A 26,997-nucleotide genomic window follows, 5' to 3' on the forward strand; every position below is an offset into this window, starting at 1 on the left:
CGCGGGCGCCCCGGCGTCGGTCAAGGCTTCGTCGGTCAAGGCTTCCCGGTCCAGCTCGCTTCGTGCCACCATTCCACGCGGGGGGCGAAATGCGACGACAGACAGTGCTGGTTCTCTACCTGGCCAACTCCGCGTTGGATTCCGCCGTCGTCGGATGGAGCCGTTACGACGGGACCGGGGGGACGCGTCACATGGCGGGCGACGCCGACGAGCCGCCCTACCGCACCGGCCTCGACGCCCTGAAGGATGGCTGGCGCCTCTTCCAGGCCTCGCAATTGCTGCCGCATCAGCGCGGCGGGGAGTTCGACGTCAGCTACCTCAAGTACGAATTCTGGTTCGAACAGCTCTCGGAGGTGGAGGCGTGAACGACCTGCCCCTGCTCGGCGCACACGACATGGCGCGGTTCGCCGCCCGCGGCTTCCTGCGGATGGACGCCGTGGTCCCGCCCGACATCAACGCCCAGTTCCTGCGGGAGATGGGCGACATCGCGCCGCCCGAGCCGGGGCGCAAGCTGCGCCGCACCTACGGCGAGATGCTGGCCAACGCCGGCGTCCCGGAGGTGGGCGCGGGGGTTCCGCTGGCCCAGACCTATCCGCAAGGCTCGGCCATGGCGCGGATGCTCGCTCTGCCGGTCGTGGCGGGAGCCATACGCAGCCTCGTGGGCGACGATCCGGTCTTCGACCACCACTTCCTGCACGTGACCTTCCCGCCCGCCTATCACGCGGCCGGCGGCGGGGAGAACGTCAGCCAGCATACCCACCAGGACTCGACCATCGATCCCCGCCAGGCCTTCGACCTGCAGATCATGTACTACCCGCACGACGTCACCCGCGACATGGGCGGCACGCGGTTCATCCCGGGCACCCATCTGCGCAAGGTCAGCGAGGCGGCGCTCGGCCGCTACCAGAACATTCGCGGCCAGCAGCACATGGTGTGCGAGGCAGGCACGCTGCTGTTCCTGCACTCGGGGATCTGGCATGGCGGCGGCGTGAACCTGTCGGAGCGCACGCGCACCATGTTCAAGGTGCGGATCAACCCGGGCTCGTCCCAGGTGGCCAAGTTCGACCTCTCCACCCTGGAGCGGCCGACCGGCCAGCGGCCGATCTTCTATCTCAAGGGTCCGCAGCCCCTCAGCGTCGAGCAGATCCTGATGACACCCGAGCCGTGGTTCGAGGACGACACGGGACGGCTGGAGTTCGTGAACCGCGTGAAGTTCTGGCGCTACCTCACCGGCGACGCCGGCTACGACGCCGACTACTGGCTCACACGCCTGGAGAACCTGGCCACGGCATAGGGACGCTAGGCGGTCGGCGCCAGGATCAGGCCTCGGCGGGCGCGCGCGAGGTCGTCGTTGGCGCTGGACATCGCCGCGGGCCGCTCGCCGTTGAGCCGCCGCCAGACTTGCCCGAAGAGGGCCCGGACCTCCTGCGCGGCCGCCCCCTGTGGGTCGCTCTCCAGAACCGATCGGCCCTGGGCGAAGGCGGTCTGGTAGACCATCCGCGCCCGCATCGCCGTGGGCGCCACCGGCAGGTGGGCGAACCGCAGAGCCTCGAAAGCCTTGAGCACCGACGGCGGCTCGACGCCCGCCCGCGACGGCGCGCACTGGTTCAGGACGATCAGCCCCTCGCGGCCCAGCCGCTGGATCACCGCCACCGAGAGCACCGCGGCCGCCAGGTCCAGGTACGTCGGACGCGCCACCGCGAGGCACAGGTCGGCCACCTTCACCGCCTCGGCCACGTCGGCCTCGGGAGCGGCGGGCGTATCGATCACCAGAAGTTCCACGCCGGCCCGGCGGCTGGCTTCGGTCAGGGCGAAGAGCTTCGAGGCGCTGGTCTCGACCAGCAGGTTCGCGGCCTCATCGCGGCCACGAAGCACCTCGTGGGCGCTACGCATGGGGTCGGCGTCCGCCAGCACGGCCCGGACGCCCAGCGCGCGCGCCGCCAGGGTCAGATTGACCGCCACGGTGGTCTTCCCCGCCCCGCCTTTGCGGGACATGACGGCGAGCGTTTTCACGGCCAACCCTCGAGCGATTGCGAGCGCGCGCAAGCCGCGCCCCTCTCTCCGGGGTCATCTAATGCACAAGTTATCCACAGGCGAAAGCCCACACCCCTCAGTGCGACGAAGGGTCTATTCCCGAGCAAAGACGGGGATATAGGACTTTCGTCCACAGCGCTGCTGTGGACAAGCCGGGTACGGGATCGCTTACTGGGTCCGCATCGGCTGGTTGCGCTGGGCCGCGTCGGTGTCGACCTTGGCGTCGATCGCGCGCTGGTCCCAGTCGGCCTTGCTCATGCACACCCGCTGCGGCATGCGGCTGCCAAGAACCGCTTCCTTCTTGCAGACCATGTCCTTCTTGTCCGGCTTCGCCGACTTGGTGGGCGTGGCATTGGCCGGGGCGGCGGCCTCGCCAGCGGCGGGCGCGGCGGCCATCAAGGCGATGGCGAAGACAGCGGCGATCATCGGAAGTGGCTCCAGAGAGGCAACGGGTGTTGCCCTATCTGATATCAGCGGCCGGTCGTCGCGCAACGGATCCGCGACCAACGGTTCAGAAGTAGGCCGGCTTCTGGCTCTGGGCCTTCTCCACCTTGTCGCGGTCGGCGACGCCGCGCTCGGCCCATTCGCCCTGGGTCAGGCAGACCCGGACCGGCATGCGCGTCCCGACCAGCGCCTCTTTACGGCAGACCAGATCGTCCTTGCGGATCCTGTCGGGCGCCTTCGGGGCCGTCGTGGTCCGCAGGGCCGGCGCCTCCACGTCCTCGGCGGCGGGCTGGCCTGCCAGGTGGGCCACCACGAACAAGAGGGCCAGCATCGGCAAGGTCTCCCGTCGGGCCGGGGCCCGTCACTCCGCGTCAGGTGATATCAGGTGGGCCGGTCAGGCAACCTCGATCTCGCGCACGTTCTCGATTCCCGCGCCCTTGAGCGCGACGATCAGCTCGGCGACAGCGCCGGCCAGCGCGTCGGGATCACGCGAGCGCACCACCAGGTTCGACCCGAAGCCGTCCGGGCTGAAGAACGGATAGCTGCCCAGGCTCATGTCGGGGTGCGCCTTGGCGACCGCCTCCAGCGGCGCGGCGATCACGCCCTCGCCCGAACCCTCGACGCGGACGGTGCGCGACACGGTCGGCCGCCCGCCCCGCATCCTGGGTCCCACGTCTTCCAGCATGCCCCGCATGATCGACGGCACGCCGGCCAGGGTGAAGACGTTCCCGATCGTGAAGCCGGGCGGCCCCTGCACCGGGTTCTTCACCAGCGCGCCGCCCACCGGCACCCTGGCCATCCGCCGACGCGCCGCATTCAGCTCGGTGCCCCAGCGCTTGGACATCATCTCGATGATCTCGGGGTGCTCTTCCAGCTCGACACCGAACGCTGCGGCCACCGCATCGGCGGTGATGTCGTCGTGCGTCGGCCCGATCCCGCCCGTGGTGATCACATAGTCGTAGCGCTCGCGCAGCGCGTTCAGGGCGTCGACGATATCCTGCAACACGTCCGACACCGTCCGCGCTTCGGCCAGGTCGACGCCGATCACGCCCAGATAGCGGGCGATGTCGCGCAGGTTCGTATCCTGTGTCCGGCCGGACAGGATCTCGTCGCCGATGATCAGCACGGCGCAGGTGACGCGGTCGGGAGCATTGTCGGTCATGCTTCCCAGTTGGCGCGACCGCCCCGGGCGGTCAAGGACCGACCGGTTCCGGACGTGGATCGCGCCCCAGTGGTTTCCGTCGCCGCCGCTCGCCGCTAAGGGCTCACCCATGCTCTTCCCCTCCCCCCTCGTCCGCGGAACCCTGGTCAGCCGCTACAAGCGCTTCTTCGCCGACGTGGTGCTGGAGGACGGGACGCCGATCACCGCCCACTGCCCCAATCCCGGGGCGATGCTGGGACTGAACACGCCGGGCCTCCCCGCCTGGGTGTCGAAGTCGGACGACCCCAAGCGCAAGCTGGCCCACACCCTGGAGCTGGTGGAGGTGGACGGCGGCCTGGTCGGCATCAACACCCTGCACCCCAACCGCATCGTCGCCGAGGCGCTGGCCGAGGGCGCCATCCCCGAGGTGTCCGGCTACGCCACCCATCGTCGCGAGGTGAAGTACGGCGCGAACTCCCGCGTCGATTTCCTGCTGGACCACCCCGAGCGCGCGCGCTGCTGGCTGGAGGTCAAGAACGTCCACCTGCGCCGCGCGGACAGCCTGGCCGAGTTCCCCGACTGCGTGGCCGCCCGCTCCCTGAAGCACCTGCGCGAGCTCACCGCCATGGTCGAGGCGGGCGAACGCGCCGTGATGCTGTTCGTCATCCAGCGCACCGACTGCGACGCCTTCCAGGCCTGCGCCGACCTCGACCCGGCCTACGCCCATGGCCTCACCGAGGCGGCCGCCCGCGGCGTCGAGGTGCTGGCCTACCGCTGCGCCATCGCCCCATCCGGCGTCACCCTCGCCGACCGCATACCCTGGCTGGGCGCCAACCTGGCGCCCTGACCCTGCGCATCCGATAGCCGGACGCTAGGGCAACGGCGTTAGCTGCGCCGATGACCGCCGCCGCGCCTGCGCCACACCCCCTGCTCACCGCGCCCGTGGCGCCCACCCTCGCGCGCCTCGCAGCGCCCAACCTCATCGGCATGGTGGCCTCGACCGCGGTCTCCATCGCCGAGACCGCCTACATCGGCGCACTCGGCCGCGAGCCGTTGGCCGCGGCGGCGCTGGTGTTCCCGATGTTCATGCTGATGGGAATGATGAGCGGGGGCGCGATGGGGGGCGGCGTCTCCTCCGCCGTCAGCCGCGCCATCGGGGCCGGCGACATCGCCCGGGCCGAGGTTCTCGCGCGCCACGGCGCGTGGATCGCTCTGGGGTTCGGGCTGATCTTCACGCTGACCCTCACATTGTTCGGCGGGGCCCTGTTCCATCTGCTGGGCGGGCGCGGCGAGACGCTGCAACTTGCCGTGACCTACGCCGGCGTCGTGTTCTCGGTCGCCGTGGCGATCTGGCTGCTGAACGTCATGGCCTCGGTGCTGCGCGCCACAGGCGACATGGCGCGGCCCTCGGTGGTGATGGTGGGCGGCGCGGCGCTGCAGGTGGTGATCGGCGGCTCGCTCTGCTTCGGCTGGGGGCCCGCGCCAGCGCTGGGCCTGATGGGCGTGGCGCTGGGCCAGGCGACAACCGCGCTGCTTTCGACCGCTGCGTTCCTGGTCATCCTCAGGTCGCCGCGGGCCAAGATCCGGCTCCGCTTCATCGGCCCCCTGCGCCGCGACGCCTTCGCCGACATCCTGCGCGTCGGCGCGCCGGCCCTCCTGTCGCCCCTGCAGACCGTCGGCGCCATCCTGATCCTCACCGCCATCGCCGCCCGGTTCGGCACCGAGACCCTGGCCGGCTACGGCATCGGTTCGAGGATGGAGTTCCTGCTGGTCCCCATCGCCTTCTCGGTCGGCGTCGCGGCCCTGCCGATGGTCGGCATCGCCATCGGCGCAGACCAGGTCGCCCGTGCTCGTCGGGTGGCGTGGACAGCGGGCGTCATGGGCGGCGCCGGTTTGGGCGTCATCGGGATCATCCTGGCGGTGGCGCCGGGCCTGTGGGTCAGCATCTTCACGCGCGATCCCGGCGTCGCCGCCGCCGCGTCCCTCTACCTCCGGTTCGCAGGACCGGCTTTCGTGTTCTTCGGCCTCAACCTCTCGCTCTACTTTGCCGCCCAGGGCGCCGGGCGCATCGGCGGACCGCTGCTGGCCGGGACCTTGCGGCTGGTGGTGATCGCGGTGGGCGGCTGGGCGCTGCTGGCCAACGACGCGCCGGACTGGACCCTTTTCGCGCTGGTGGCGGCCGGCATGGTCACAGCCGGCACAGCGTCGGTCGCCTTCGTCGCCATGACCCCGTGGGGGCCGCGCCCGACCACCCGACCCGCCTAGACCGACCTCGCCTTCAACGGCGGCGCCCTGTCGCGCCAGCGACCAAGCGGTTGATTTTCCGTGCCAGGATCGCGACATAGGCTCTCCTGGAGCCTCCCATGACCGACACCCTCGACGGCGACTATCGCACCGGCCAGATCAAGCTGCACGGACCCGAGGGGTTCGAGGGCATGCGCAAGGCCGGCCGTCTGGCCGCCGAATGCCTCGACATGCTGGAGCCCTACGTCGTTCCCGGCGTGGTCACCGAGAAGCTGGACGACCTGGCGCGCGAGTTCATCCTGGATCACGGCGCCCTGCCCGCCTGCCTGGGCTACCGCGGCTACACCAAGACCGTCTGCATCAGCCCCAACCACGTCGTCTGCCATGGCATCCCCGGCGAGCGGACGCTCCGCGAGGGCGACATCGCCAACATCGACGTGACCGTCATCGTCGACGGCTGGCACGGCGACACCAGCCGCATGTACGGCGTCGGCGCCGTCGCGCCGCGGGCCAAGCGTCTGGTCGACGTGACCTACGAAGCGCTCGAGCGCGGCCTGGCCCAGGTGAAGCCCGGCAATCGCACCGGCGACATCGGCGCGGCCATCCAACAATACGTCGAGAGCATGCGCTGCTCGGTGGTGCGCGACTTTTGCGGCCACGGCCTGGGCCGCGTGTTCCACGACGCCCCCAACATCCTGCACTTCGGCCAGAAGGGCACGGGCGAGGTCCTGAAGGCCGGCATGTTCTTCACGATCGAGCCGATGGTGAACCTGGGCAAACATCCCGTGAAGCTGCTGGCCGACGGCTGGACGGCGGTCACCCGCGACAAGTCGCTGTCGGCCCAGTGCGAACACTCGGTGGGCGTCACCGAGGACGGCGTCGAGATCTTCACCGCCTCGCCCACCGGCCAGTTCCGCCCGGCCATCCTGGCGGCCTGACGCGTTCACCTCCCCCCGTAGCGGCGGCAGGTAAGGCCCCGCTCTTGCCCCGGCGCACTCCGGGGGCGATGCTCGCGCCATGAAACTCGCGATCAGCCTGGCCGCCGCCATCTTCGCCACCGCGCCGACGGCGCTCGCGCCCGGCATGAGTTCGTCGCTCGTCGGCATCGGCTTCATCTGCGGCGCCGAGGACGCCGCCGCCTCCACCGTGGGCGCCGCCACCGGCGTGATGCTGCCCGGCATGGGCAACGGGACCTACGCGGTCGACACCGCCAATCCGGACGCCGCGGCCTGGTTCAACCACGCGCTTCGCCTCTACCACGCCTTCGCCCACGACGAGGCCAAGGCCGCCTTCGCCCGCGCCGCGGCGCTGGACCCGAACTGCAGCCTCTGCGCCTCGGGCGTGGCGCTGTCGCTGGGCCCGACGCTGAACACCGGCATCACGCCCGCCGAGACGGTGGTCGCCCGTGACGCCGCCAAGCGCGCGCTGGCCCTGGCCAAGCCCGACGACGTGCGCGCCAAGGGCCTGGCGACCGCGCTCCTGGCCCGCTACGCCGAGACGCCCCCGCCGTCGGGCGGGCGCGAGAAGGCGTTCGGCCGCGACCTGGACGAGCTCTACAAGGCCAATCCCAGCGACGTGCTGGTCGCCAATCTGGCGGCGCACGCCTTGATCATCCCGGCCCGACAGGACGACTTCTCCGGCGTCGAACGCTCGATCGCCATCATCGAGGCGGTGCTGAAGGCCAACCCCGACGACGCCGCAGCCATCCACTACTACATCCATGCCACTGAGTTCGCGCAGCGCGCGCCCCTGGCTCTGCCCTATGCCGAACGGCTGGCCGACCTGGCCCCCGGCTCGGGCCATCTGGTGCACATGGGCACCCACACCATGATGCGGGTCGGCCACTACGAGGACGTCGCGCTCTCCAACGCCCGGGCCCTGAAGGTGGATGTCGAAAGCCAGTCGACCCTGCCGACCTCGGGCTCGCTGGCCCAGCGCTACTACCTGCACAACTACCTGTTCGGTCTCTCGGGCGCGCTGATGGCGGGCGACGAGGCGTTGGCGCTGCGCTACGCCGACCACGCCGAGAAGGGCTTCAAGGCCGCCGGCCTGCCCCGCAACCGCGTCATGTCGCGCGCCCGCAGCCTCGTGGCGCTGGGCCGCTATGCGCCCGACCGCGCGCTGGCCGTGCCGCAGGACCCGGACGACGGCCGGTTCCTGCGCATCTATCGCCACTACGCGCGCGGTGAGGCCTTCGCCGCGAAGGGCGACGCGGCCGGCGTGCGTCGCGAGGCCGAGGCGATCCGGGCGGTCATCGCCCAGGGCGCCCAGACCGGCGACCTCGGCGGCGAGGCCGAGATGGCCGCCGTGGCCGAGGGCGTCCTGCGCGGTCGCGCCGCCATGGTCACCGGAAAGCCCGAGGAAGCCGTGCGCCACTTCGCCGAGGCCGCTGCGGCGCAGGAGAAGGCCTATCCGGTGCCCAAGAACTTCGACCCGCCGCCCTGGTGGTATCCGGTCCGTCGCAGCCTGGCCGCCGCCCACCTGAAGGCCGGCCGCAACGCCGAGGCTATCCGCGAAGCCAAGGCCAGCCTGGTCGAGTGGCCACAGGACGGCCTGGCGCTGCGCATCCTGGAGAAGGCCGACAAGGCCCAGGCCGCCCAATGGCGCGCCCAGGCCCGCAAGGCCTACGTCGGCGACGTGGCGAAGATCCCGCTCGACCTCACCTGAGGCAAGCCCGCCCCCACGGGCTACCGCTCGCCGAGCAGCAGCGTCGTACGCTCCCGCGTCAGGAAGGCCGACAGCGCCGATGGCGTCAGCGACACTGCCGTGAGCGCCGGCATGGCCCGTCGAAACCGCCGCATCATCGCCCTCCTTCGCGTCCGCCAAGGCGTAACGCGCCGTAAGTTACACATCCCTCACTTGCCCCTTGCGACCGCGTTGAGGCAGCCTGGACCTGGGATGGGGTGGAAGTCGGATTAGAATGCTTTCGATCAAAGGCCTGACGCACGTCTACCCGAACGGGACGCGCGCGCTGGATGGCGTCGATCTCGAGATCGGCAAGGGCATGTTCGGCCTGCTGGGCCCCAACGGCGCCGGCAAATCGACCCTCATGCGTCTCATCGCGACGCTGCAGGCGCCGACCTCCGGATCGATCCGCTTCGGCGATATCGACGTGGTGGCAGAGCCCGAGAAGCTGCGCCGCACGCTGGGCTATCTGCCGCAGGACTTCGGGGTCTATCCGCGCGTTTCGGCCGTCGACCTGCTCGATCACATGGCGGTCCTCAAGGGCATCGCCGGCAAGGGCGAGCGCAAGGACACCGTCGAGACGCTGCTCACCCAGGTGAACCTCTGGAACGACCGCAAGAAGTGGGTCTCCGGCTACTCGGGCGGCATGCGCCAGCGATTCGGCATCGCCCAGGCGCTGATCGGGCGGCCCTCATTGATCATCGTCGACGAGCCGACCGCCGGACTCGACCCCGAGGAACGCAACCGCTTCCTCAACCTGCTGGCCGAGATCGGCGAGAATGTCGTGGTCATCCTGTCGACCCACATCGTGGACGATGTGGCCGAGCTGTGCCCGCGCATGGCGGTCCTCGCCGCCGGCCGGATCCTCAAGGAGGGCGTTCCCGCCGAACTGGTGGCCGAACTCTCCGGCAAGGTGTGGACCAAGACCATCGACCGCAGCGAGCTGCCGGCCGAGGGCGAGCGGAACCGGATCATCTCCAACCGGCTGTCGGCCGGACGCGCCGTGATCCACGTGGTCGCCGATCGCGCGCCCGATCCCGCCTTCCGCGAGGCCGAGCCCGATCTCGAACACGTCTACATGTCGACGCTCGACGCTTCCCGTCGCGCGGCCTAGACGCAGATGTTCGGCAAGATCGCGGCCTTCGAGCTGCGCTACCAGCTTCGCCAGCCGATCTTCTGGATCGCCGGCCTCATCTTCTTCCTGATCGTCTTCGCCGCGACCGCGGTCGACGTGATCTCCATCGGCTCGGGCGGCAACGTCCACAAGAACTCCCCCCGCGCCATGGGCGAGATCATGCTGACGATGACGGTGTTCTTCATGTTCGCCTCGACGGCGTTCGTGGCCAACGTGGTGGTGCGCGACGACGAGACGGGGTTCGGTCCGATCATCCGCTCAACGCGGATCTCGAAGTTCGACTACCTCTACGGCCGTTTCGCCGGCGCCTTCGCCGCGGTCGCCCTGTCGTTCCTCTTCGTGCCGCTGGCCATCGTGGCGGGCTCGTTGATGTGGTGGGTCGACCCCGAGACGATGGGGCCGAACCGCATCGGCGACTATGCCTTCGCCTACTTCTGGCTGGTGCTGCCGGGCCTGTTCCTGACGTCGGCGATCTTCTTCTCGCTGGCCACCGCCACACGATCGATGATGGCCACCTACCTGGGCGTGGCCGCCTTCCTGGTCGCCTACGTGGCCGCAAACGCCATGCTGGGCGACCCCGACAAGCTGTTGCTGGCGGCGTTCCTGGAGCCCTTCGGCCTGGCCGCGTTCGATCTGGCGACGCGCTACTACACCGCCTCGGAAGCCAACGCGATGATGCCCCCCATCGAGGGGCCGCTGCTGTGGAACAGGGTGATCTGGGTTCCCGTGTCGCTGGCCATCCTGGCCATCGCCTATTTCGCCTACCGCTTCGAGACCAAGGGCGCCCACGCCCGCAAGGCCGCGAAGAGTGAGGCCGATCCGCCGCCGCCGCCGCGTCCTCTGGCACGGCCCCGGCCGCGAGAGGCTGCTCTGACCCAGATCATCGAGCGCACCCGCTTCGAGATGAGCCAGGTGTTCAAGAGCCCCGCCTTCGCGGTGCTGCTGTTCATCGGCCTCTTCAATTCGGCCGGCGCGCTCTTGCTCGGCGCCGAGCTGCAGGGCGCGGCTCTCTACCCGGTGACCCGCTGGGTGATCACCACGCTGGAAGGCAGTTTCACGCTCGTGGTGATCGTGATCGCCATCTACTACGCCGGCGAACTGGTCTGGCGAGAGCGCGACCGCAAGACCCACGAGATCGTGGACGCCACCCCCGCCCCCGACTGGACCTTCATCGTCCCCAAGACGATCGCCCTCTCCCTGGTGCTGGTGGCCACCCTGCTGGTCAGCGTCGTGGCCGGGATCGCGGTCCAGGCGTCGAAAGGGTTCTTCGACTTCCAGATGGAGAAATACCTTCTCTGGTACGCCCTGCCGACGGCCCTGGACTGGACGCTGATCGCCATCCTGGCCGTGTTCTTCCAGGCGATCTCGCCCCACAAGTTCGTGGGATGGGGCCTCATGGTCCTCTACCTGATCGCCTCGATCTCGCTGAACCAGCTGGGCTTCGAGCACGTCCTCTACAACTACGGCGCGGTGCCCGAAGGCCGTCTGCCCCTGTCCGACATGAACGGCCAAGGCGACTATGCCCGCTTCGCCGGCTGGGTCCGCGCCTACTGGACCGCCTTCGCCATCCTGCTTGTCGTACTGACGTACGGCCTCTGGCGCCGCGGGACCGAAATCCGCCTGCAGCCCCGCCTGCGCCGGCTGCCTCGGCGGATGCTGAGCCTGGCCGGCGTGTTCGGCCTGGCCGCGCTCGTCGCGTTCGTGGGCCTAGGCAGCTACATCTTCGTCAACACCAACGTCTGGAACGAATACCGCACCACCCTCCAGAACGAGGAATGGCAGGCCGATTACGAGAAAGCGTTCCTGAAGTACGAGAACCTGCCCCAGCCGTCGGTCACCGCCGTGCACCTCGACCTCGACCTCTATCCCCACCAGCCCAGGCTGGAGACCGAGGGCGTCTATGAGCTGGTGAACGACACCGGCGTGCCGATCCGCGAACTGCACGTGCGGCTGGCCCGCGACACCAAGGCCCTGCAGATGAGCGTGAACGGCGCCGGCCGGGTGCGGACCTTCGACAGGTTCAACTATCGCATCTTCACCTTCGACCGGCCGCTCGAGCCCGGCCAGCGCACGGCCCTGTCGTTCGAGACCGTGATGCAGCAGCGCGGCTTCAAGAACAGCGGCAACACCACCCGCATCGTCGACAACGGCACGTTCGTGAACAACTTCGAGTTCGGTCCGTTGGTCGGCATGGACCGAATGGGCCTGCTGCAGGATCGCGCCAAGCGACGGAAGTACGGCCTGCCGCCCCAGTTGCGGCCACCCAAGCTGGAGGACGCCAACGGCCTCACCCACAACTACATCCCCAACGGCGACTGGGTGAACGCCGACATCTCGGTCACGACCGACGCCAACCAGACCCCCGTGGCGCCCGGCTACATCACCTCGGACACCACCCGCGATGGCCGCCGCACGATCCGCTTCCGCACAGAAGCGCCGGTGCTCAACTTCTTCTCGGTGCAGTCGGCCCGCTACGCGATCAAGCGCGAGGTCTACAAGGGCGTCGAGCTGGCGATCTACTACGACCCCCAGCATCCCTGGAACGTCGACCGGATGATCGGGTCGCTGAAGACGGGCCTGGACTACTACCAGGCCAACTTCAGCCCCTACCAGTTCCGCCAGGCGCGGATCCTGGAGTTCCCGGGCTATGAGCGCTTCGCGCAGGCGTTCGCCAACACCATGCCCTACTCCGAAGCCATCGGCTTCGTCACCGACAACACCAAGCCCGACAAGATCGACTACGTGACCTATGTCACGGCCCACGAGTTGGCCCACCAGTGGTGGGCGCACCAGATCATCGGCGCCGATGTCCAGGGGGCCACCAGCCTCTCAGAGACGCTGGCCCAGTACTCGGCGCTGCTGGTGATGGAGAAGACCTACGGCCAGGACGGCATCCGCAAGTTCCTCAAGTTCGAGCTGGACCGATACCTGCGCAGCCGTTCCGGAGAGCTGGTCGAAGAGCAGCCGCTCTATCGCGTCGAGAACCAGGACTACATCCACTACCGCAAGGGCTCGCTGGTCATGTACCTGCTGCGCGACCGGATGGGCGAGGCCAAGGTCAATGCCGCCCTTCGCCGCCTGCTGGCCCAGTACGCCTTCAAGGGCGCGCCCTACCCCCGCTCGACCGACCTGATCGCCGCTCTGCGGGCCGAAGCCGGCCCCGATCCAGCGACCCAGCAGCTGATCACCGACCTCTTCGAGAAGATCACGATCTACGACCTGCGCACCCGCACGGCGGAGGTGAAGAAGCGCGCCGACGGCCGGTACGACGTGGTGCTTGAGATCGAGGCCAGGAAGGCCTACGCCGACGGCCAGGGCCGCGAGACGGCCGTGGCGATCCCCACGGGCGAGGTGTTTGACGTCGGCGTGTTCGACGCCGAACCGGGTAAGCCCGGATTCGCCCGTGCGAACGTCCTCTCGCTCCGCGCCGTGCCGCTTCGGTCGGGCGTGCAGCGGCTGACGGTCACGGTGGACAAGCCGCCGAAGTTTGCGGGTGTCGATCCCTACAACAAGCAGATCGACCGCAACTCGGACGACAACGCCATCCGGGCGACGGGCGGCTGACCCGCCCGCACGACAGCTAGTCGGAGAACGCCGGGCGGGCGGCCCGGAACATGCCGCCCAGGGCGATGATGCCGGTCAGCATCAGCAGCCACGCCGACGGTTCGGGGACGACGCCCGATGTGCGCGCGCCGTCGATCAGTTCCTGGTCGGCGCTGTCGGTGTCGCAATAGGCGCCACAATCCGTGACCGCGCCGTTGAACGTGTGCCCCGGCGGATTCTCTGCGGAGCGCGCCGGCGCCGCGATCGCGATGGCCGCCACGGCTGCGGCCGCCCCCAGGACCCCGAGAATCGTACCCGTCTTCATGGCCAGCACCCCCCCTTGTGGCCACAGGGTGCGACGTGCCGGCGATTGCGGCATCCCCCGATTGGGGGCGTCGGACGCGGGACTTGCCAGATCAGAACAATTGCGGAACAAATAGCTTCGCCATGGCCCGTCCCCACGCCGTCGAAGACGCCGCCCCCCAGCCCGATCTGTGGCGTACGCCGCCTGCGCCGGCGCCGCAGCCGCATCACCTGGGCCACCGTGAACGCCTGCGCGACCGCGCGGCCGCCGGCGGCCTGGCCGCCCTGCCCGACTACGAAGTGCTGGAGATGCTGCTCTTCCGGGCGATCCCTCGGGGCGACGTGAAGCCCTTGGCCAAGCAGCTTCTGGCCCGCTTCGGGTCGCTGGGCGGCGTCCTGGGCGCGACGCCCGAGGAGCTGCGCACCGTGAGGGGCGTAGGCGACGCTGTCGCCCTCGATCTCAAGCTCATCCACGAGGCGTCCCTGCGGGCGTCGCGCGAACAGGTCGCCCGCCGGCCGGTGATCTCGTCGTGGGCCGCGTTGCTGGCCTATGTGAAGACCGCCCTGGCGCACGAGTCGCGCGAGCAGTTCCGGGTGATCTTCCTCGACAAGAAGAACCAGTTGATCGCCGACGAGATCATGAACCGCGGCACCGTCGACCATGCCCCGGTCTACCCGCGCGAAGTGGTGCGCCGCGCCCTCGAACTGTCCGCCAGCGCGCTGATCCTGGTTCACAACCATCCCTCGGGCGACCCGACCCCGTCCGGCGCCGACGTCGACATGACCCGCGAGATCGTGAACGCCGCCCGCCCGATGCGCATCGCCATCCACGACCACCTGGTGGTGGGCCGCGACGGCGTCGCCAGCTTCAAGGCGCTGGGGCTGATGTGACGAAGCCTTCGGTCAGCCCTGCCTCAAGGCGGTGACACCGACGATTTGAACGACCGGTTTACAAAAACGCGCCTCGCCGAAACTATGGCCCCAACGGTCGCAAGCACCGGGAACCGCAGGGCAGGACGCATGACGAGCACCGTGGAAGGCCAGGTTGCGCCCGTGGGTGCGCCGTCGCTCTGGACCAAGCTGGCGTACGGTTTCGGTTCCGTCGCCTATGGCGTGAAAGACAACGGCTTCAACTACTTCCTGCTGCTGTTCTACAGCCAGGTGATCGGGGTCGACGCGCGCCTCGTGGGCTTGGCCATCACCACCGCTCTGGTCCTCGATGCGATCAGCGATCCGATCGTGGGCTACTGGTCCGACAACTTCCACTCGCGGTTCGGCCGGCGCCACCCGTTCATGTACGCTTCGGCCATCCCGGTGGCGGCGACCTATTTCCTGATGTGGAACCCGCCGCAGGGTTGGTCGGACGAAGCGCTCTTCGTCTACCTGCTGGTCATGGCGGTGCTGATCCGCACCTTCATAACCTTCTACGAAACACCCAGTTCGGCCCTCGCGCCGGAATTGACCGACGACTACGACCAGCGAAGCTCGCTGCTCAGCTTCCGGTTCTACTTCGGGTGGACGGGCGGCAACATCATGTCGGTGCTCATGTTCATGGCGCTGTTCCCGATGTTCGTGACGGCGGCCATCCCCGATGGGCGGTTCAACCGCGAGGCCTACGAGCTCTACGGCATCATCTCCTCGGTGCTGATCTTCCTGGCGATCATTGTGTCGGCCGGCGGCACGCACGCCCGGATCCGCCACCTGAAGCCGCCGCCGCCCAAGCGCAGCATGACGCTGGGCGCCATCTTCCGCGAAATCATCGAGACCCTCGTGAACCGCTCGTTCCTCTCGCTGTTCTTCGCCGCCCTGCTGGGCGCGGTGGCGACCGGGCTGTCGGCCGCATTGGCCTTCTACTTCAGCATCTACTTCTGGCGGTTCGATCCCCAGCAGATCGGCTGGATCACGTTCAGCGTCTTCGGCTCGGCGATCATCGGCTCTCTCATGGCGCCGTACATCACCCGCACCCTGGGCAAGAAGCGGGGCGCCATCATCATCGGGCTCGTGGCGTTCCTCGGCGCGCCGCTGCCTGTGACCCTCAAGTTGTTCGGCGTCTTGCCTGACGACCCGGCCTTCAACTTCCCGGTCGTGGTCCTGACCACCATGATCGACACCGGGCTGATCATCTGTTTCCAGATCCTGTCGTCGTCGATGCTGGCCGATCTGGTCGAGCAGGCCGAACTTCGGACGGGCCGCCGATCCGAGGGCCTGTTCTTTGCGGCCTCCACCTTCATCCGCAAGACGGTCCAGGGGGTGGGCGTGATCGCCGCCGGCTTCGTGCTGACCGTGTCCGGATTCCCGACCGGCGCCTCACCCGATCAGGTGTCGGACGAGACGCTGTGGCGGTTCGGCGCGCTGTACGTGCCCACCATCCTGTCGATCTGGCTGGCGATGATCGCCGTCATGGGCACCTACAAGCTCAGCCGTTCGGACCACGAGGAAAACCTCCGCAAGCTCGCCGAGGCCCGCAAGGCGTCCTGAGTTCGAAAGGTCCCGGGCGCGCCTCCAACGCCCCGGGCCCCTCCGGCTTACTCGACTACGAACGTCAGGCCGGCGTTCGCCTGCAGCCGGTCCACCAGGCGCCCCTGCAGCGCGGCCGCGGGCGTCAGAACCCCGCCCTGCACGTCCGGCGCGCGGACCAGCGCGATCGCCGTCTCGGCCAGCATCTTGGACGTCGAGCCATAGCCCGGGTCCTTGTCGCCCTTTACCGCCACGCGCACCTGCCGACCGTCCTTGGCGATCCCCACGAACAGGATGTCGTAGAAGCCCGCCTCGCGCTCTTCCTTGGTCGGACCCTCGCCGGGCTTCGGCGGGCCGCCGGGGATGCTGCCCAGGTCGGTGAACCCCGGCCCGCCCGCGCCGGGCGCCCCCATCACCATCTCGTCGTAGACGAAGTCCGCGCCATAGGGATGGCCCATCAGGAAGTTCGAGCGGTGAACGTTCTTGGTGTTGATCACCGCCATCATGAACGGCGCGACCGGGCCCACGTCCGGGTCCTCTTCCGCAGTCTGGCCGGCCGGCTGGGCGGGGCCCTCGAAGCCCGGGGTCAGGCCGAACGGGCTCATCATGATCGCCAGCAGCGAAGGGTCCTTCTGGATCGCCGCCATCGTCGCCGCACCGCTGGCCGCGGTGCCGCCCGAGAGGCCGCCACGCATGTCCCGCACCCGACCCTTCACGCGCGGAACCACGCCGCCCAGCTTGGCCTTCGCCGTCTCCTGGCAGAACCACACGCCCGCCTCGAACGGAATCGAATCGAAGCCGCAGGAATGCAGGATCCGGGCGCCCGAGGCCTTCGCCGTCTCGTGGTGCGCGTCGATCATCTTGCGCATCCAGTTGGGCTCGCCCGACAGGTCGAGGTAGTCGGTCCCGGCCTTGGCGCAGGCGGCCACCAACGCGTCGCCGTACAGCTGATAGGGCCCGACCGTCGTGATGATCGCCTTGGCGCGCTTCACCATCGCGTCCAGCTGCGCCGGATCGTCGGCGTCGGCCACGACGAGCGGCGTGTCCTTGGGCGCCCCGATCTCGTCGCGCACCGCTTCCAGCTTGGCCTGCGAGCGGCCCGCCATGGCCCACTTCACCTCTCCGCCCACGCCATAGCGCTGCGCCAGGTGCTCGGCCACGAGGCGGCCGGTATAGCCGGTGGCGCCATAGACGATCAGGTCGAACTCGGCGTTGGGGTTCATCAGGGTTCCTCCCGCTTAAGGCCCGCGACCTTACAAATTTACAGCGTCACCTCAATAGCCACGACGGCCACCCGCTGCAGCCGCCGGGCGGTGGCGAAGGCGATAGAAACCGCTATTCAGGACGCATGACACCCGAGCTCGGCATCATCGAGGGCTTTTTCGGACGGCCCTACACGTGGGAAGAGCGCGCCGACATGGTGCGCGCCCTGGCGCCGGCCGGATACGGCTTCTACCTCTACGCCCCAAAGATCGATGGCCATCTTCGCCGCCGCTGGCGCGAGCCCTATCCGGACGCGACCCTGGAAGAGCTGGCCGCTTTCGCCCAGGTCTGTCGCGACGCGGGCGTCCGGTTCGGCGTGGGCCTGAGCCCCTACGAGCTGTTCCTCAACTTCGACGACGCCGCCAAGGCCGACCTCTCCGCCAAGCTGGCCCAGCTGGACAGCCTGGGTCTGGCCGACCTGGGCGTCTTCTTCGACGACATGAAGGGCGACCTGCCCGAGCTCGCCGCGCGGCAGGTCGAGATCATCCACTGGATCGCGGAACGCACCACGGCCTCCCGCGTCATCGCCTGTCCCAGCTACTACACCGACGATCCGGTGCTCGACCGCGTCTTTGGCCAGCGGCCTGCCAACTATCTGGAGGACCTGGGTCGAGGGCTCGATCCCGCCGTCCACCTGATGTGGACCGGCGAGGAAGTTTGCGCGCGTGAATTCTCGCCCGGACACCTGGCCCGCGTGGCCGAGCAGATGCGGCGCAAGCCGTTCCTCTGGGACAACTATCCGGTCAACGACGGACCGCGCATGAGCCCGCATCTGCATCTGCGCGCCTTCACGGGCCGCCCGGCGGCCATCGGCGCAGAGATTTCCGCGCACGGGATCAACACCGCGTCCCAGGCGGTGCTCTCGCGCATCCCGGCGTTGACGCTGATCGAGAGCTATCGGGACGGCGCGGACTATCAGTACCTCGCCGCGTTCCGCCGCGCCGCGCACGATGTGTTGGGCCCAGCGCTGGCGGACGGCGTCGAACGCACCCTGCTCCTGCTCGAGGACGCCGGCCTGGGCGGGATCACGCCCGAGCAGCACCAACGCCTGCGCGCCCGCTTCTCGGCGTTCGACCATCCCGCCGCCCGCGAGATCGTGGCCTGGCTGGACGGCCATTTCGCCATCGGCGCCGACGAGCTGCAGACCCAGTGATCGGGCGCCGGTCGCTGCTGATCGGCGTGGCCGCCGCGGCAGGCGGCCTGTTCCTCGTGCGCGACCGCCTGCCCTGGCCGCCGCTGACGCCCCGCTTCCGGAACGGCCGCGACACGCCCTGGCAGCCCATTCCGCACGGCGGGATGATGGAGATCGCGGTCGCCGTGAACGGGACTCCGATCCATGCGGTCATCGATTCCGGCGCACAGTTCAGCGCCGTCGACCGGGCGCTGGCCGAACGACTTCAGCTGCAACGCAACGTCGCCGCTCCCCTGGTCGCGTTCGGCGTGAGCGGCGGGCCCATGCTCACCCATACCGTCCGGCTCGACCTGGCGCTCCCCGGGCTGGCCGTCGCCGACCTGCGCGCCGCGGCCCTCGACCTGGCTCCGCTGGCCCAGGCCACAGGCCGTGAGTTCCAGATGCTGATCGGTCGCGACCTGCTGCGGCGCGTGGTGATCGAGGCGGACTTCCCGATGCGCCGCGTGCGCTTTCTGACCCCCGGCGCCTACACGCCCCCGCCGGACGCCCGCACCATCGTGCTGGCCGAAGGAGGCCGGGGGCCGATGGTCCGGGTCCAGGTCGAGGCCGCCGAGCCGATCGAGGTGCTGGTCGACACCGGCTCGGCCGGCGTCCTGGCCCTGTCGGAGAACGCCGCTCGCGACGCAGGGCTGCTCGCGCCGGGGCGCATTGTCAGCCAGGCCCATTCGGTCAGTCTGGGCGGCCTCAGTCTGGACCGGCGCGTCACGGCGCGCGCCGTCACGATCGGCAACCTGACGCTCCGGGACGTGGAGATCCAGGTGTATCGCCCGGCCGCCAATGCGCCGGCGCCGTCCGGTCTCCTGGGGACCGGCCTGTTCTCGCGCTACCGGATGGCGCTCGATCTGGCAGGCGATCGGCTGCACCTCGTCCCGCCCGCGTTGATGATCGTCCGCTAGCCCGGGAACAACCCCGGCGGCGACCCGTTGGGCTCCCCACAAATCCCAACGGGAGAGCATCCATGAAACGCGCCTTCATTCTTGCAGCGGCGGCAACCGCCGCGCTGACCCTGGCCGCTTGCCAGAAGACCGACCAGGCCGCCAATCCGGCCGACCCGGGCACGACCAACGACGCCGTCAACACTGCCCAGGACGCGACCAGCGCGGCGGTCGGCGCGACGTCGGCCGCAACGGTGGGCCAGGTCTCCACCGACGCCTTCGTCACAAACGCCGCGATCAGCGACATGTACGAGATCCAGGCCGGCGAGATCGCCCAGAAGAAGGGCCAGTCCGCCGCCGTGAAGGCCTTCGGCAAGATGATGGTCGCCGACCACACCGCGCTGTCGAATGAGATGAAGTCCCTGGTCGCGGCGGCGGGCAAGACGCTCCCCACCGGCCTCGACGAGCGCCGCAAGGGGCTGATCGACAACCTCAACGCCGCCAACCCCGCGGAGTTCGATCAGGTCTATCTGAGCCAGCAGGACGCCGCCCACTCCGAGGCTCTCACCCTCATGCAGGGCTACGCCGACGACGGTGAGGACGCCGGCCTGAAGGCCGCCGCGGCCAAGGCCGTCCCCAGGATCCAGGGCCATCTCGACCAGGTGAGGAAGCTGCAAGCCGCGCCGCCGGCGCCCGCCAGGAAGTAGAATTCTTCCCGCCGACTTGGGCCGCGTCTCTCTGAGGCGCGGCCCGTTTCTTTTGACGATCGTGTCCGGGCTGATAAGCCCTGGTCGGTGACCATCGCACAGCCAGAGCCCTCCGACCCGCGTTCGGCGCCGGGCGCCGTCCCGGTGCTGCTGCTGCTTGTCTTCCTGAGTCTGATCGGCTTCGGCGTGGTGATCCCGCTGCTGCCGTTCTTCGCCACTGCCTTCAACGCCCCGCCCTGGCAGGTGTCTCTGCTGTTCGCGACCTATTCGGCCGGGCAGTTCCTGGGCGAGTTGTTCTGGGGCCGGATGTCGGATCGCATCGGCCGCCGCCCGGTGCTGCTGATCACCATCGCGGGCTCGGCCGTGGGCTACCTGGCGCTGGCCTACGCCCCCGGGATCTGGATCGCCGTCCTGGCGCGCGGCGCCGCCGGGTTCTTCGCCGGCAATATGTCGGCCATCCAGGGCTACATCGTCGACGTCTCACCGCCCCAGAAGCTGGCGGGGCGACTGGGTCTGATCGGCTCGGCCTTCGGCGTGGGCTTCGTGGTGGGACCGGCGCTGGGCGGCCTGCTGGCCCGTCCGGAACTGGGCGCCGCCGGCTTCCGGCCGCCGCTGCTGGTGGCCTCGGGCCTCTGCCTGCTGGCGATCGTCGGCATCCTGGCCTTCGTGAAGGAAAGCCGCCGCCTCGACGGCGCGCCGCCTCCGCGGAGCCATCCTTTCGCCGCCGTCGGGGAAGGCCTGCGCAATCCCGTATCCGCCCGCGCGTTCGGCGTCATCTTCTTCGCGTTCTTCGCGTCCTCGTCGCTCTGGTCGAACCTGGGCCTATGGCTGGACGCCCGCTTCAGCTGGGGTCCCAAGGAGGTGGGCCTGCTGATGGCCTTCACCGGGGTCGCGGCGGCCGCCAGCCAGGGCGCGATCGCGGGCTACTCGGTACGGCGACTGGGGGCCGGAGCCACCATTGTCATCGGCGCGTTGTTGGCCTCGGCCTGCTACGCGGCCATGGCGATCTCGCCCACCGCCCTGGTCGCCTCGGTCCTGCTGTGCGTCGGCGTCGTCGGAAACGCCCTCTGGCAGCCGGCCGCCACGTCGATCGTGTCGCGCGCCACTCATCCCGACCGCCAGGGGGCCGTGCTCGGAGCGGCCAGCGCTTCCGGGTCGCTGGCCCGGGTCGCCGGCCCGATCGTGGGCGGGGTTCTGTTCTCGAGCATCGGCCCCTGGGCGCCGTTGGTCTCGGCGGGGCTCTGGATGCTGCCGGCCGCGTGGCTGGGCTGGCGAGCGTCGCAGGCGCTCAGGGGTGGCCGCGACCCGGCCTGAAGGCCCTTCCCCTTTCGCCAAGTCGGCCTATCCTGCCCCTCAGCGGTCTAGAAGAACCGGTTTGCTGGGAGGCTTAGCGATGGTGCGTCCAGGGCTGCTCGCCGTGGCGCTTGCCGCCCTGTCCGGGCCGGCGGCGGCCGCGGACTACAAGGCGCCGCGCACCGCCCACGGTCAGCCCGACCTGCAGGGCGTCTGGAGCAACGCCACGATCACGCCGCTGACCCGCCCCGCCGCGTTCGGCGATCGGCTGGTGCTGACGCCGGCAGAGGCCGCGGCGATCGAGAACGCCAACGCCGAGAAGGTCGCCCGCGCCGACGCGCCGACCCCGCCCGACGCCAAGGTCACCGACCTCAAGAACGCCGACTGCGGCCCCGACGGGATCTCCGGGCTCAACTGTGGCTACAACCAGGGTTGGAAGGACAGCGAAGCCAATCTGATCGAATTCAACGGCGAGAAGCGCACGTCCATCCTGATCTCGCCCGCCAACGGCCAATTCCCACCGCTCACCCGGGAGGCCATGGAGCGCCGCCGCGGTCGCACGTTCGGCGGCGCCGACGGCCCCGAGGCGCGCGGCCTGGGCGAGCGGTGCATCCTGTCATTCGGCTCATCGGCCGGCCCGCCGATGCTGCCCAACGGCTACTACAACAACGTCTATGAGATCGTGCAGACCAAGGACGCGGTCCTGTTCCAGGTCGAGATGGTGCACGACACCCGCATCGTGCGCCTGAACGCCCAGCATCACCCGTCCAACCTCAAGACCTGGATGGGCGACAGCATCGGCCGGTGGGACGGCGAGACCCTGGTCATCGAGACCATCAACCTGCGTCCCGAGCAGGGCCTGCGCGGCGGCTCCAGCGACAAGGTCAAGGTCACCGAGTGGCTCACGCGGATCGGCCCCAACAAGATCCGCTACAAATTCACCGTCGACGACCCTGGCGCCTATACCGCGCCGATCTCGGGCGAAGTGGCGTTCAACGCCACCAAAGGGCCGGTCTACGAGTACGCGTGCCACGAGGGGAACTACGCCATGGAAGGCATCCTGGCCGGCGCCCGCGAGGCCGAAAAGACCGCCAAGTCCGCCGCGCCGGCGACCGCCGATGAAGGGAGTAATTGATGCGCACCACGCTCCTCACGCTCGCCTCGGTCCTGGCGCTCGCGGCAGGCGCCGCGGCCGCTCAGGGCTACAAGGCGCCCCGCAACAGCTATGGCCAGCCCGACCTGTCGGGCGTCTGGACCAACGCCACCATCACCCGACTGGAACGCGATCCGCGCCTGGGGAACCGGCTGTTGCTGACCGATGAGGAAACGGCGCGCGCCGAGGGCGCGACGGCCCAGCGCAATGCGCGCCTGGCCCAGCCCACCGCGGCTGAGACGAAGGTCGACGATCTGCCCGAGTGCGGCAGCGGCGCGACGGGCCCGGCCTGCGGCTACAACGCCTTCTGGATCGACCCCGGCACCAAGGTGATGCGGCTGGACGGCAAGGGCCGCTCGTCGATCATCGTCGAGCCCGCCGATGGCCGAATCCCGTTCACCAAGGAAGCCATGGCCCGCGCCCAGCGTCGGCAGGGCGACGCGCGGGTCGGCAACTTTGACGGACCGGAACGCCGGCCCCTCGGCGAGCGCTGCCTGGTCGGCTTCGGCTCCACCTCGGGCCCGCCGATGCTGCCGGTGCTCTACAACAATCACTACCAGATCGCGCAGACCCGCGACGAGGTGGCCATCGTCATCGAGATGGTCCACGACACCCGCGTCGTCCGGATCGGCGGCAAGCATCAGCCTGCGCATGTGCGTCCCTGGATGGGCGACAGCATCGGCCGGTGGGACGGCGACACGCTGGTCGTCGAGACCACCAACTTCCGGCCCGACCAGGCCTTCCGCGGCGCCACCGAGAACCTGAAGGTGACCGAGCGCTTCACTCGGGTCGCCGCCAACCAGATTCTCTATCAGTTCGAATTAGATGATCCCGAAACATTCACGCAAAAGGTGAAGGGCGAGATCGCGCTGAACGCGGCCAAGGGCCCGGTCTATGAGTACGCCTGCCACGAAGGCAACTATGCCCTGCCGGGCATCCTGGCCGGCGCACGCGAGGAAGAGAGGCAGGGCCGTGAGCAGGCGGGCAACCGCGGCGCGGTCCGCGAAGAAGGCGAGTAGGTCGCCCGCCTGAGCGGTTCAGATTCTGACCGTCCTCAGCCGCAACGCGTTGCCCACCACGCTGACGCTGGACAGCGCCATGGCCGCCGCAGCGATGGCCGGCGAGAGCAGCCATCCGGTCACCGGATACAGCAGGCCCGCCGCGATGGGCACGCCGGCGGCGTTGTAGGCGAAGGCGAAGACCAGGTTCTGGCGGATGTTGCGCATCACCGCGCGCGACAGCCGCCGCGCCTTCACCAGCCCCTGCAGATCGCCGTGCAGCAGCGTGACGCCAGCGCTCTCAATCGCCACGTCGGCGCCGGCGCCCATGGCGATCCCGACGTCGGCCGCCGCCAGCGCCGGCGCATCGTTCACGCCATCGCCCGCCATCGCCACGCGGCGGCCCTCGGCGCGCAACCGTGCGACCACGGCGGCCTTGTCCTGCGGCAGCACGTCGGCCTCGACTTCATCGATACCCAGGCGCCGCGCGACGGCCATCGCCGTGGTCCGGTTGTCGCCGGTCATCATCACCAGGCGCACGCCTTCGGCCTTCAGGGCGCGGATCGCCTCCTGGGTGGTGGCCTTGATCGGATCGGCGATCGCGAAGGTCGCGGCGGCGCGCCCGTCCACGCCCATGAAGATCGCCGTGACGCCGTCCGAGCGCAGGACATCGGCGTCGTCGGTCAGCGCCGACGTGTCGATGCCGCGCTCCTCAAGGAACCGCGCCGAACCCAGCAGCAGCATCCGGCCGTCCACCCGGCCCTCGACGCCCTTGCCCACGGGCGAGTCGAACGCCTCCGGCTCGGAGAGGGTGAGGCCGCGATCCTTCGCCGCCCGCAGGATGGCGTCCGCCAGCGGGTGCTCACTGCTCCGCTCGAGGCTGGCGGCCAGTCGCAGGGCTTCGGACTCGTCCAGGCCGGCGACCGGCAGGATCGCGGTCACCGCCGGTCGCCCCTCGGTCAGCGTCCCGGTCTTGTCGATCACCAGGGTGTCGATGGTCTCGAACCGCTCCAGCGCCTCGGCGTTCTTGATCAGCACGCCCGCCTGGGCGCCACGGCCCACACCCACCATGATCGAGATCGGCGTCGCCAGACCCAGGGCGCAGGGACAGGCGATGATCAGCACCGAGACGGCGGCCAGCAGCCCGAAGCCGAAGCGAGGCTCCGGCCCCCAGAGCGCCCAGCCGGTGAAGGCCAGGAGCGCCACGGCGATCACCGCCGGCACGAACCACCCCGAGACCCGGTCGGCCATGCGCTGGATCGGCGCGCGGCTGCGCTGCGCCTGGGCCACCATCTGGACGATCTGCGACAGCAGCGTCTCGGCCCCCACCTTCTCGGCGCGCATGACAAAGGAGCCGGTCTTGTTGATCGCGCCGCCGACAACCTTGGCGCCGGGCTCCTTGGTCACCGGCATGGACTCGCCCGTGACCATGGATTCGTCGATGGAGACGCGGCCCTCCAGGACCTCGCCGTCCACCGGGACCTTCTCGCCGGGCCGCACGCGCAGGCGATCGCCCACGGCGACCAGGTCCAGAGCCACCTCCTCGTCCGACCCATCGTCGCGGACCCGCCGCGCTGTCTTGGGCGCAAGGTCCATGAGGGCGCGGATCGCGCCTGAGGTCTGCTCGCGGGCGCGCAGTTCCAGCACCTGCCCCAGCAGGACCAGCACCGTGATCATCGCCGCGGCCTCGAAGTAGATCGGAACGCTGCCGTCATGCCTCTGGAAGGCGTGCGGGAAAATCTGCGGCGCCAGGGTGGCGACCACGCTGTAGGACCAGGCCACGCCCACGCCCATGGCGATCAGCGTGAACATGTTGAGGTTGCGCGTCTGCAGCGACGCCCAGCCTCGCGCGAAGAACGGCCAGCCCGCCCAGAGCACGACCGGCGTCGCCAGCGCGAACTGGATCCAGTTCGACGCCTGGGCCGGAACGAGGCGGTGAAGGTCGAAGAGGTGTCCGCCCATCTCCAGCAGGAACACCGGCGCCGCCAGAACCAGGCCGATCCAGAAGCGGCGGCTCATGTCGGCCAGTTCGGGGTTGGGGCCCGCGTCGGCGGTGAAGAGTTCCGGCTCCAGCGCCATGCCGCAGATCGGACAGCTGCCGGGGCCGACCTGCTGAACCTCGGGGTGCATCGGGCAGGTGTAGATCGCGCCCGCCGGCGCGGCCGGCGGCGGCGCACGGTCCTTTTCCAGATAGCGCAGCGGGTCGGCGGTGAACTTCGTCCGGCATCCGGCAGAGCAGAAGTGGAAGTCGCGGCCGGCGTGCTCGGCGTGGTGCGCCGTCTTCTGCGGATCGACGGTCATTCCGCAGACGGGATCGAGCGTCGTGTCCGGCGTAACGGCCGCCGCATGATGGGCGTGATCGTGGTGGGCGTCGTGATGTGCATGCCCACAGGTCTTCGGGTCGGTCATAGCTGCCTCCAGGACCCTTCACATATACCCCCATAGGGCATATTGCAATTACCCGGCAGGGGTATATAGAGGGCTTGTCGATGGAGCCGCCCATGGAACGTGAGAACAAGCCGCGCCTGCTCAACCGCCTGAACCGCATCGAGGGTCAGGTGCGCGGCATCGCCCGCATGGTCGAGGAAGACCGCTACTGCATCGACGTGCTGACCCAGCTGCAGGCCGTGCGCGCCGCCCTGGCCAAGGTCGAGACCGAGATGCTGCGCGACCACCTGGGTCACTGCATCGAGGGCGCCATCGTCTCCGGCGACAGGGATCAGCAGCGCCAGAAGGCGTCCGAACTCATCCAGCTCCTGGAACGGACCGCGCGGTGATCCTAAGCGTTGCGACGCCGCGCCAGCACGCCCCTCAGGTCGCGCGCCAGGCGGATCCACAGCAGGATCAGGCCCGTGATGACGACCGGCAGGGTCAGCACGGCCGCCGCGATGATCAACGGGTGGTTGAAGTTCTCGCCGTCCCTGAAGTCCAGGATGTGGATGCGCCAGAAGGCGTCGTAGAGCCGCCAGACATCCGAGCGTCGGCTGACCACCTCGCCCGTCTCGGGCGACAGGTAGAACCGTGTGTTCTCGGCGTCGTGGAAGTCGACCGCCCACAACGGCCCGGGCTTGCCCGCCTCCTGCGGCGCGGTGGCGAACCACTGAGGAACGCCCGGCTGCCCCTTGCCCTCGTACTGCGCGCCGGCGAGGAAGCGCGCCTCCTTCGCCGGCAGGGGCGCGACGTGCCGGCCCGTCGCCGCGTCGACCACGTGGCTCCCGCCTTGGGCGTCCTTCAGAACCCAGAGCGGTCCGCGCAGGCTGGACTTCAGCGTCGCCTCGACCGGCGTGACGCCAACGGCGGCGGCGGCCTGGCGATAATCCACCAGTCCCTCGGTCGGCAGCGAGTCCGGCTGGAACTTGGCGAGGTGATGCTCGCTGCGCACCCTCTCGATCGGGATGGCGGTCATCACCACGCCGCCCAGCACCCAGCCCAGGACCTGCAGGCCGACCACAAGGGCCAGCCACTTATGGATCTGGGTCGACAGCCTGAGCATCACGAACTCTCCCGAGCGGGCGCAGCGGCGCCCGATT

25 protein-coding genes are annotated in these 26,997 nt (G+C 69.4%); 17 read left to right on the forward strand and 8 right to left on the reverse strand.

From position 1 onward, the window contains the following. Positions 1-89 precede the first annotated feature (89 nt). Both EPN98_RS23480 and EPN98_RS23485 read left to right on the forward strand, forming a co-directional pair. Entirely contained in the window at positions 90-365 is a 276-nt protein-coding gene (locus tag EPN98_RS23480) for a hypothetical protein (protein ID WP_293365388.1), read from the forward strand. Further along, positions 362-1,294: a phytanoyl-CoA dioxygenase family protein gene (locus tag EPN98_RS23485; RefSeq protein WP_293365389.1), complete on the forward strand. Its 933-nt coding sequence runs from the start codon at positions 362-364 to the stop codon at positions 1,292-1,294. The genes EPN98_RS23480 and EPN98_RS23485 overlap by 4 nt, the downstream gene beginning before the upstream one ends. A gap of 5 nt (positions 1,295-1,299) precedes the next feature. Here the strand turns inward: EPN98_RS23485 and EPN98_RS23490 are convergent, their stop codons facing one another. The 4 genes from EPN98_RS23490 to EPN98_RS23505 form a co-directional block, all read right to left on the reverse strand. Next, a complete protein-coding gene (locus EPN98_RS23490; protein ID WP_293365390.1) occupies positions 1,300-2,013 on the reverse strand; it encodes a ParA family protein in 714 nt (237 codons plus the stop codon). A gap of 189 nt (positions 2,014-2,202) precedes the next feature. Continuing rightward, on the reverse strand, positions 2,203-2,460 hold the full coding sequence (locus EPN98_RS23495) for a hypothetical protein (RefSeq protein WP_293365392.1): 258 nt from the start codon (positions 2,458-2,460) through the stop codon (positions 2,203-2,205). An 85-nt stretch (positions 2,461-2,545) separates the two neighbouring features. Further along, positions 2,546-2,809 carry a hypothetical protein gene (locus EPN98_RS23500; protein WP_293365393.1) on the reverse strand — a complete coding sequence of 88 codons (264 nt, stop codon included), beginning with the start codon at positions 2,807-2,809 and terminating at the stop codon, positions 2,546-2,548. Positions 2,810-2,872: 63 nt separating this feature from the next. Beyond that, positions 2,873-3,640, reverse strand: coding sequence for a competence/damage-inducible protein A (locus EPN98_RS23505; RefSeq protein WP_293365394.1), 768 nt, complete (start codon positions 3,638-3,640; stop codon positions 2,873-2,875). 109 nt (positions 3,641-3,749) lie between these two features. Here EPN98_RS23505 and sfsA point away from each other — a divergent pair, with 109 nt between their 5' ends. The 6 genes from sfsA (at position 3,750) to EPN98_RS23535 (ending at position 13,247) form a co-directional block, all read left to right on the forward strand. Continuing rightward, the gene (gene sfsA, locus EPN98_RS23510; RefSeq protein WP_293365395.1) at positions 3,750-4,466 is read left to right on the forward strand and encodes a DNA/RNA nuclease SfsA; all 717 of its coding nucleotides are present in this window, start codon (positions 3,750-3,752) and stop codon (positions 4,464-4,466) included. A 50-nt stretch (positions 4,467-4,516) separates the two neighbouring features. Beyond that, positions 4,517-5,884 carry an MATE family efflux transporter gene (locus EPN98_RS23515; RefSeq protein WP_293365396.1) on the forward strand — a complete coding sequence of 456 codons (1,368 nt, stop codon included), beginning with the start codon at positions 4,517-4,519 and terminating at the stop codon, positions 5,882-5,884. 98 nt (positions 5,885-5,982) lie between these two features. Further along, positions 5,983-6,801: a type I methionyl aminopeptidase gene (gene map, locus EPN98_RS23520; RefSeq protein WP_293365397.1), complete on the forward strand. Its 819-nt coding sequence runs from the start codon at positions 5,983-5,985 to the stop codon at positions 6,799-6,801. Between the two features lie 79 nt (positions 6,802-6,880). Then, positions 6,881-8,530 (forward strand): hypothetical protein, encoded by a 1,650-nt coding sequence (locus EPN98_RS23525; protein ID WP_293365398.1) that lies wholly within the window; start codon positions 6,881-6,883, stop codon positions 8,528-8,530. 253 nt (positions 8,531-8,783) lie between these two features. Then, positions 8,784-9,662, forward strand: a complete 879-nt coding sequence (locus tag EPN98_RS23530) for an ABC transporter ATP-binding protein (protein ID WP_293365399.1) — start codon at positions 8,784-8,786, stop codon at positions 9,660-9,662. Positions 9,663-9,668: 6 nt separating this feature from the next. After that, positions 9,669-13,247 (forward strand): M1 family aminopeptidase, encoded by a 3,579-nt coding sequence (locus tag EPN98_RS23535; protein WP_293365401.1) that lies wholly within the window; start codon positions 9,669-9,671, stop codon positions 13,245-13,247. Between the two features lie 16 nt (positions 13,248-13,263). Here EPN98_RS23535 and EPN98_RS23540 read toward each other — a convergent pair whose 3' ends face one another. Beyond that, positions 13,264-13,551 (reverse strand): PEP-CTERM sorting domain-containing protein, encoded by a 288-nt coding sequence (locus tag EPN98_RS23540; RefSeq protein WP_293365402.1) that lies wholly within the window; start codon positions 13,549-13,551, stop codon positions 13,264-13,266. Positions 13,552-13,673: 122 nt separating this feature from the next. Here EPN98_RS23540 and radC point away from each other — a divergent pair, with 122 nt between their 5' ends. Further along, the gene (gene radC / locus EPN98_RS23545) at positions 13,674-14,420 is read left to right on the forward strand and encodes a DNA repair protein RadC (RefSeq protein ID WP_293365403.1); all 747 of its coding nucleotides are present in this window, start codon (positions 13,674-13,676) and stop codon (positions 14,418-14,420) included. Between the two features lie 129 nt (positions 14,421-14,549). After that, positions 14,550-16,007: an MFS transporter gene (locus EPN98_RS23550; RefSeq protein ID WP_293365404.1), complete on the forward strand. Its 1,458-nt coding sequence runs from the start codon at positions 14,550-14,552 to the stop codon at positions 16,005-16,007. Positions 16,008-16,054: 47 nt separating this feature from the next. Here the strand turns inward: EPN98_RS23550 and EPN98_RS23555 are convergent, their stop codons facing one another. Further along, positions 16,055-17,209 carry a saccharopine dehydrogenase NADP-binding domain-containing protein gene (locus EPN98_RS23555; protein WP_293365405.1) on the reverse strand — a complete coding sequence of 385 codons (1,155 nt, stop codon included), beginning with the start codon at positions 17,207-17,209 and terminating at the stop codon, positions 16,055-16,057. 125 nt (positions 17,210-17,334) lie between these two features. Between EPN98_RS23555 and EPN98_RS23560 the strand changes: the two genes are divergently transcribed. The 6 genes from EPN98_RS23560 to EPN98_RS23585 all read left to right on the forward strand — a co-directional run bounded on the left by EPN98_RS23560 (position 17,335) and on the right by EPN98_RS23585 (position 23,488). Continuing rightward, on the forward strand, positions 17,335-18,402 hold the full coding sequence (locus EPN98_RS23560; protein WP_293365406.1) for a beta-N-acetylglucosaminidase domain-containing protein: 1,068 nt from the start codon (positions 17,335-17,337) through the stop codon (positions 18,400-18,402). Continuing rightward, complete coding sequence (locus EPN98_RS23565) at positions 18,399-19,337, forward strand: aspartyl protease family protein (protein ID WP_293365407.1); 939 nt, start codon at positions 18,399-18,401, stop codon at positions 19,335-19,337. Before EPN98_RS23560 ends, EPN98_RS23565 begins: the two co-directional genes overlap by 4 nt. 62 nt (positions 19,338-19,399) lie before the next feature. Then, entirely contained in the window at positions 19,400-20,023 is a 624-nt protein-coding gene (locus tag EPN98_RS23570) for a DUF4142 domain-containing protein (protein ID WP_293365409.1), read from the forward strand. A gap of 87 nt (positions 20,024-20,110) precedes the next feature. Continuing rightward, a complete protein-coding gene (locus EPN98_RS23575) occupies positions 20,111-21,337 on the forward strand; it encodes an MFS transporter (protein WP_293365411.1) in 1,227 nt (408 codons plus the stop codon). Between the two features lie 79 nt (positions 21,338-21,416). Then, positions 21,417-22,451: a hypothetical protein gene (locus EPN98_RS23580; RefSeq protein WP_293365412.1), complete on the forward strand. Its 1,035-nt coding sequence runs from the start codon at positions 21,417-21,419 to the stop codon at positions 22,449-22,451. Next, complete coding sequence (locus EPN98_RS23585; RefSeq protein ID WP_293365413.1) at positions 22,451-23,488, forward strand: hypothetical protein; 1,038 nt, start codon at positions 22,451-22,453, stop codon at positions 23,486-23,488. The genes EPN98_RS23580 and EPN98_RS23585 overlap by 1 nt, the downstream gene beginning before the upstream one ends. An 18-nt stretch (positions 23,489-23,506) precedes the next feature. Here EPN98_RS23585 and EPN98_RS23590 read toward each other — a convergent pair whose 3' ends face one another. Then, a complete protein-coding gene (locus EPN98_RS23590) occupies positions 23,507-25,876 on the reverse strand; it encodes a heavy metal translocating P-type ATPase (protein WP_293365414.1) in 2,370 nt (789 codons plus the stop codon). Between the two features lie 92 nt (positions 25,877-25,968). On the opposite strand from EPN98_RS23590, the gene EPN98_RS23595 reads away from it, so the two are divergent. Then, entirely contained in the window at positions 25,969-26,244 is a 276-nt protein-coding gene (locus tag EPN98_RS23595; protein WP_293365416.1) for a metal-sensitive transcriptional regulator, read from the forward strand. Between the two features lie 2 nt (positions 26,245-26,246). Here the strand turns inward: EPN98_RS23595 and EPN98_RS23600 are convergent, their stop codons facing one another. Then, entirely contained in the window at positions 26,247-26,960 is a 714-nt protein-coding gene (locus tag EPN98_RS23600) for a PepSY domain-containing protein (RefSeq protein ID WP_293365417.1), read from the reverse strand. Positions 26,961-26,997 lie beyond the last annotated feature (37 nt).

The organism is Phenylobacterium sp. (assembly GCF_004299445.1).
Lineage (GTDB): Bacteria > Pseudomonadota > Alphaproteobacteria > Caulobacterales > Caulobacteraceae > Phenylobacterium.

Coding starts and splice junctions, on each gene's coding strand:
- EPN98_RS23580 (WP_293365412.1), top strand. CDS start 21,417: ATGGTGCGTCCAGGGCTGCTCGCCGTGGCGCTTGCCGCCCTGTCCGGG.
- map (WP_293365397.1), top strand. CDS start 5,983: ATGACCGACACCCTCGACGGCGACTATCGCACCGGCCAGATCAAGCTG.
- EPN98_RS23500 (WP_293365393.1), bottom strand. CDS start 2,809: ATGCTGGCCCTCTTGTTCGTGGTGGCCCACCTGGCAGGCCAGCCCGCC.
- EPN98_RS23585 (WP_293365413.1), top strand. CDS start 22,451: ATGCGCACCACGCTCCTCACGCTCGCCTCGGTCCTGGCGCTCGCGGCA.
- EPN98_RS23505 (WP_293365394.1), bottom strand. CDS start 3,640: ATGACCGACAATGCTCCCGACCGCGTCACCTGCGCCGTGCTGATCATC.
- EPN98_RS23535 (WP_293365401.1), top strand. CDS start 9,669: ATGTTCGGCAAGATCGCGGCCTTCGAGCTGCGCTACCAGCTTCGCCAG.
- EPN98_RS23550 (WP_293365404.1), top strand. CDS start 14,550: ATGACGAGCACCGTGGAAGGCCAGGTTGCGCCCGTGGGTGCGCCGTCG.
- EPN98_RS23540 (WP_293365402.1), bottom strand. CDS start 13,551: ATGAAGACGGGTACGATTCTCGGGGTCCTGGGGGCGGCCGCAGCCGTG.
- EPN98_RS23525 (WP_293365398.1), top strand. CDS start 6,881: ATGAAACTCGCGATCAGCCTGGCCGCCGCCATCTTCGCCACCGCGCCG.
- EPN98_RS23480 (WP_293365388.1), top strand. CDS start 90: ATGCGACGACAGACAGTGCTGGTTCTCTACCTGGCCAACTCCGCGTTG.
- EPN98_RS23555 (WP_293365405.1), bottom strand. CDS start 17,209: ATGAACCCCAACGCCGAGTTCGACCTGATCGTCTATGGCGCCACCGGC.
- EPN98_RS23595 (WP_293365416.1), top strand. CDS start 25,969: ATGGAACGTGAGAACAAGCCGCGCCTGCTCAACCGCCTGAACCGCATC.
- EPN98_RS23515 (WP_293365396.1), top strand. CDS start 4,517: ATGACCGCCGCCGCGCCTGCGCCACACCCCCTGCTCACCGCGCCCGTG.
- EPN98_RS23560 (WP_293365406.1), top strand. CDS start 17,335: ATGACACCCGAGCTCGGCATCATCGAGGGCTTTTTCGGACGGCCCTAC.
- EPN98_RS23495 (WP_293365392.1), bottom strand. CDS start 2,460: ATGATCGCCGCTGTCTTCGCCATCGCCTTGATGGCCGCCGCGCCCGCC.
- EPN98_RS23530 (WP_293365399.1), top strand. CDS start 8,784: ATGCTTTCGATCAAAGGCCTGACGCACGTCTACCCGAACGGGACGCGC.
- sfsA (WP_293365395.1), top strand. CDS start 3,750: ATGCTCTTCCCCTCCCCCCTCGTCCGCGGAACCCTGGTCAGCCGCTAC.
- radC (WP_293365403.1), top strand. CDS start 13,674: ATGGCCCGTCCCCACGCCGTCGAAGACGCCGCCCCCCAGCCCGATCTG.
- EPN98_RS23570 (WP_293365409.1), top strand. CDS start 19,400: ATGAAACGCGCCTTCATTCTTGCAGCGGCGGCAACCGCCGCGCTGACC.
- EPN98_RS23600 (WP_293365417.1), bottom strand. CDS start 26,960: ATGCTCAGGCTGTCGACCCAGATCCATAAGTGGCTGGCCCTTGTGGTC.
- EPN98_RS23590 (WP_293365414.1), bottom strand. CDS start 25,876: ATGACCGACCCGAAGACCTGTGGGCATGCACATCACGACGCCCACCAC.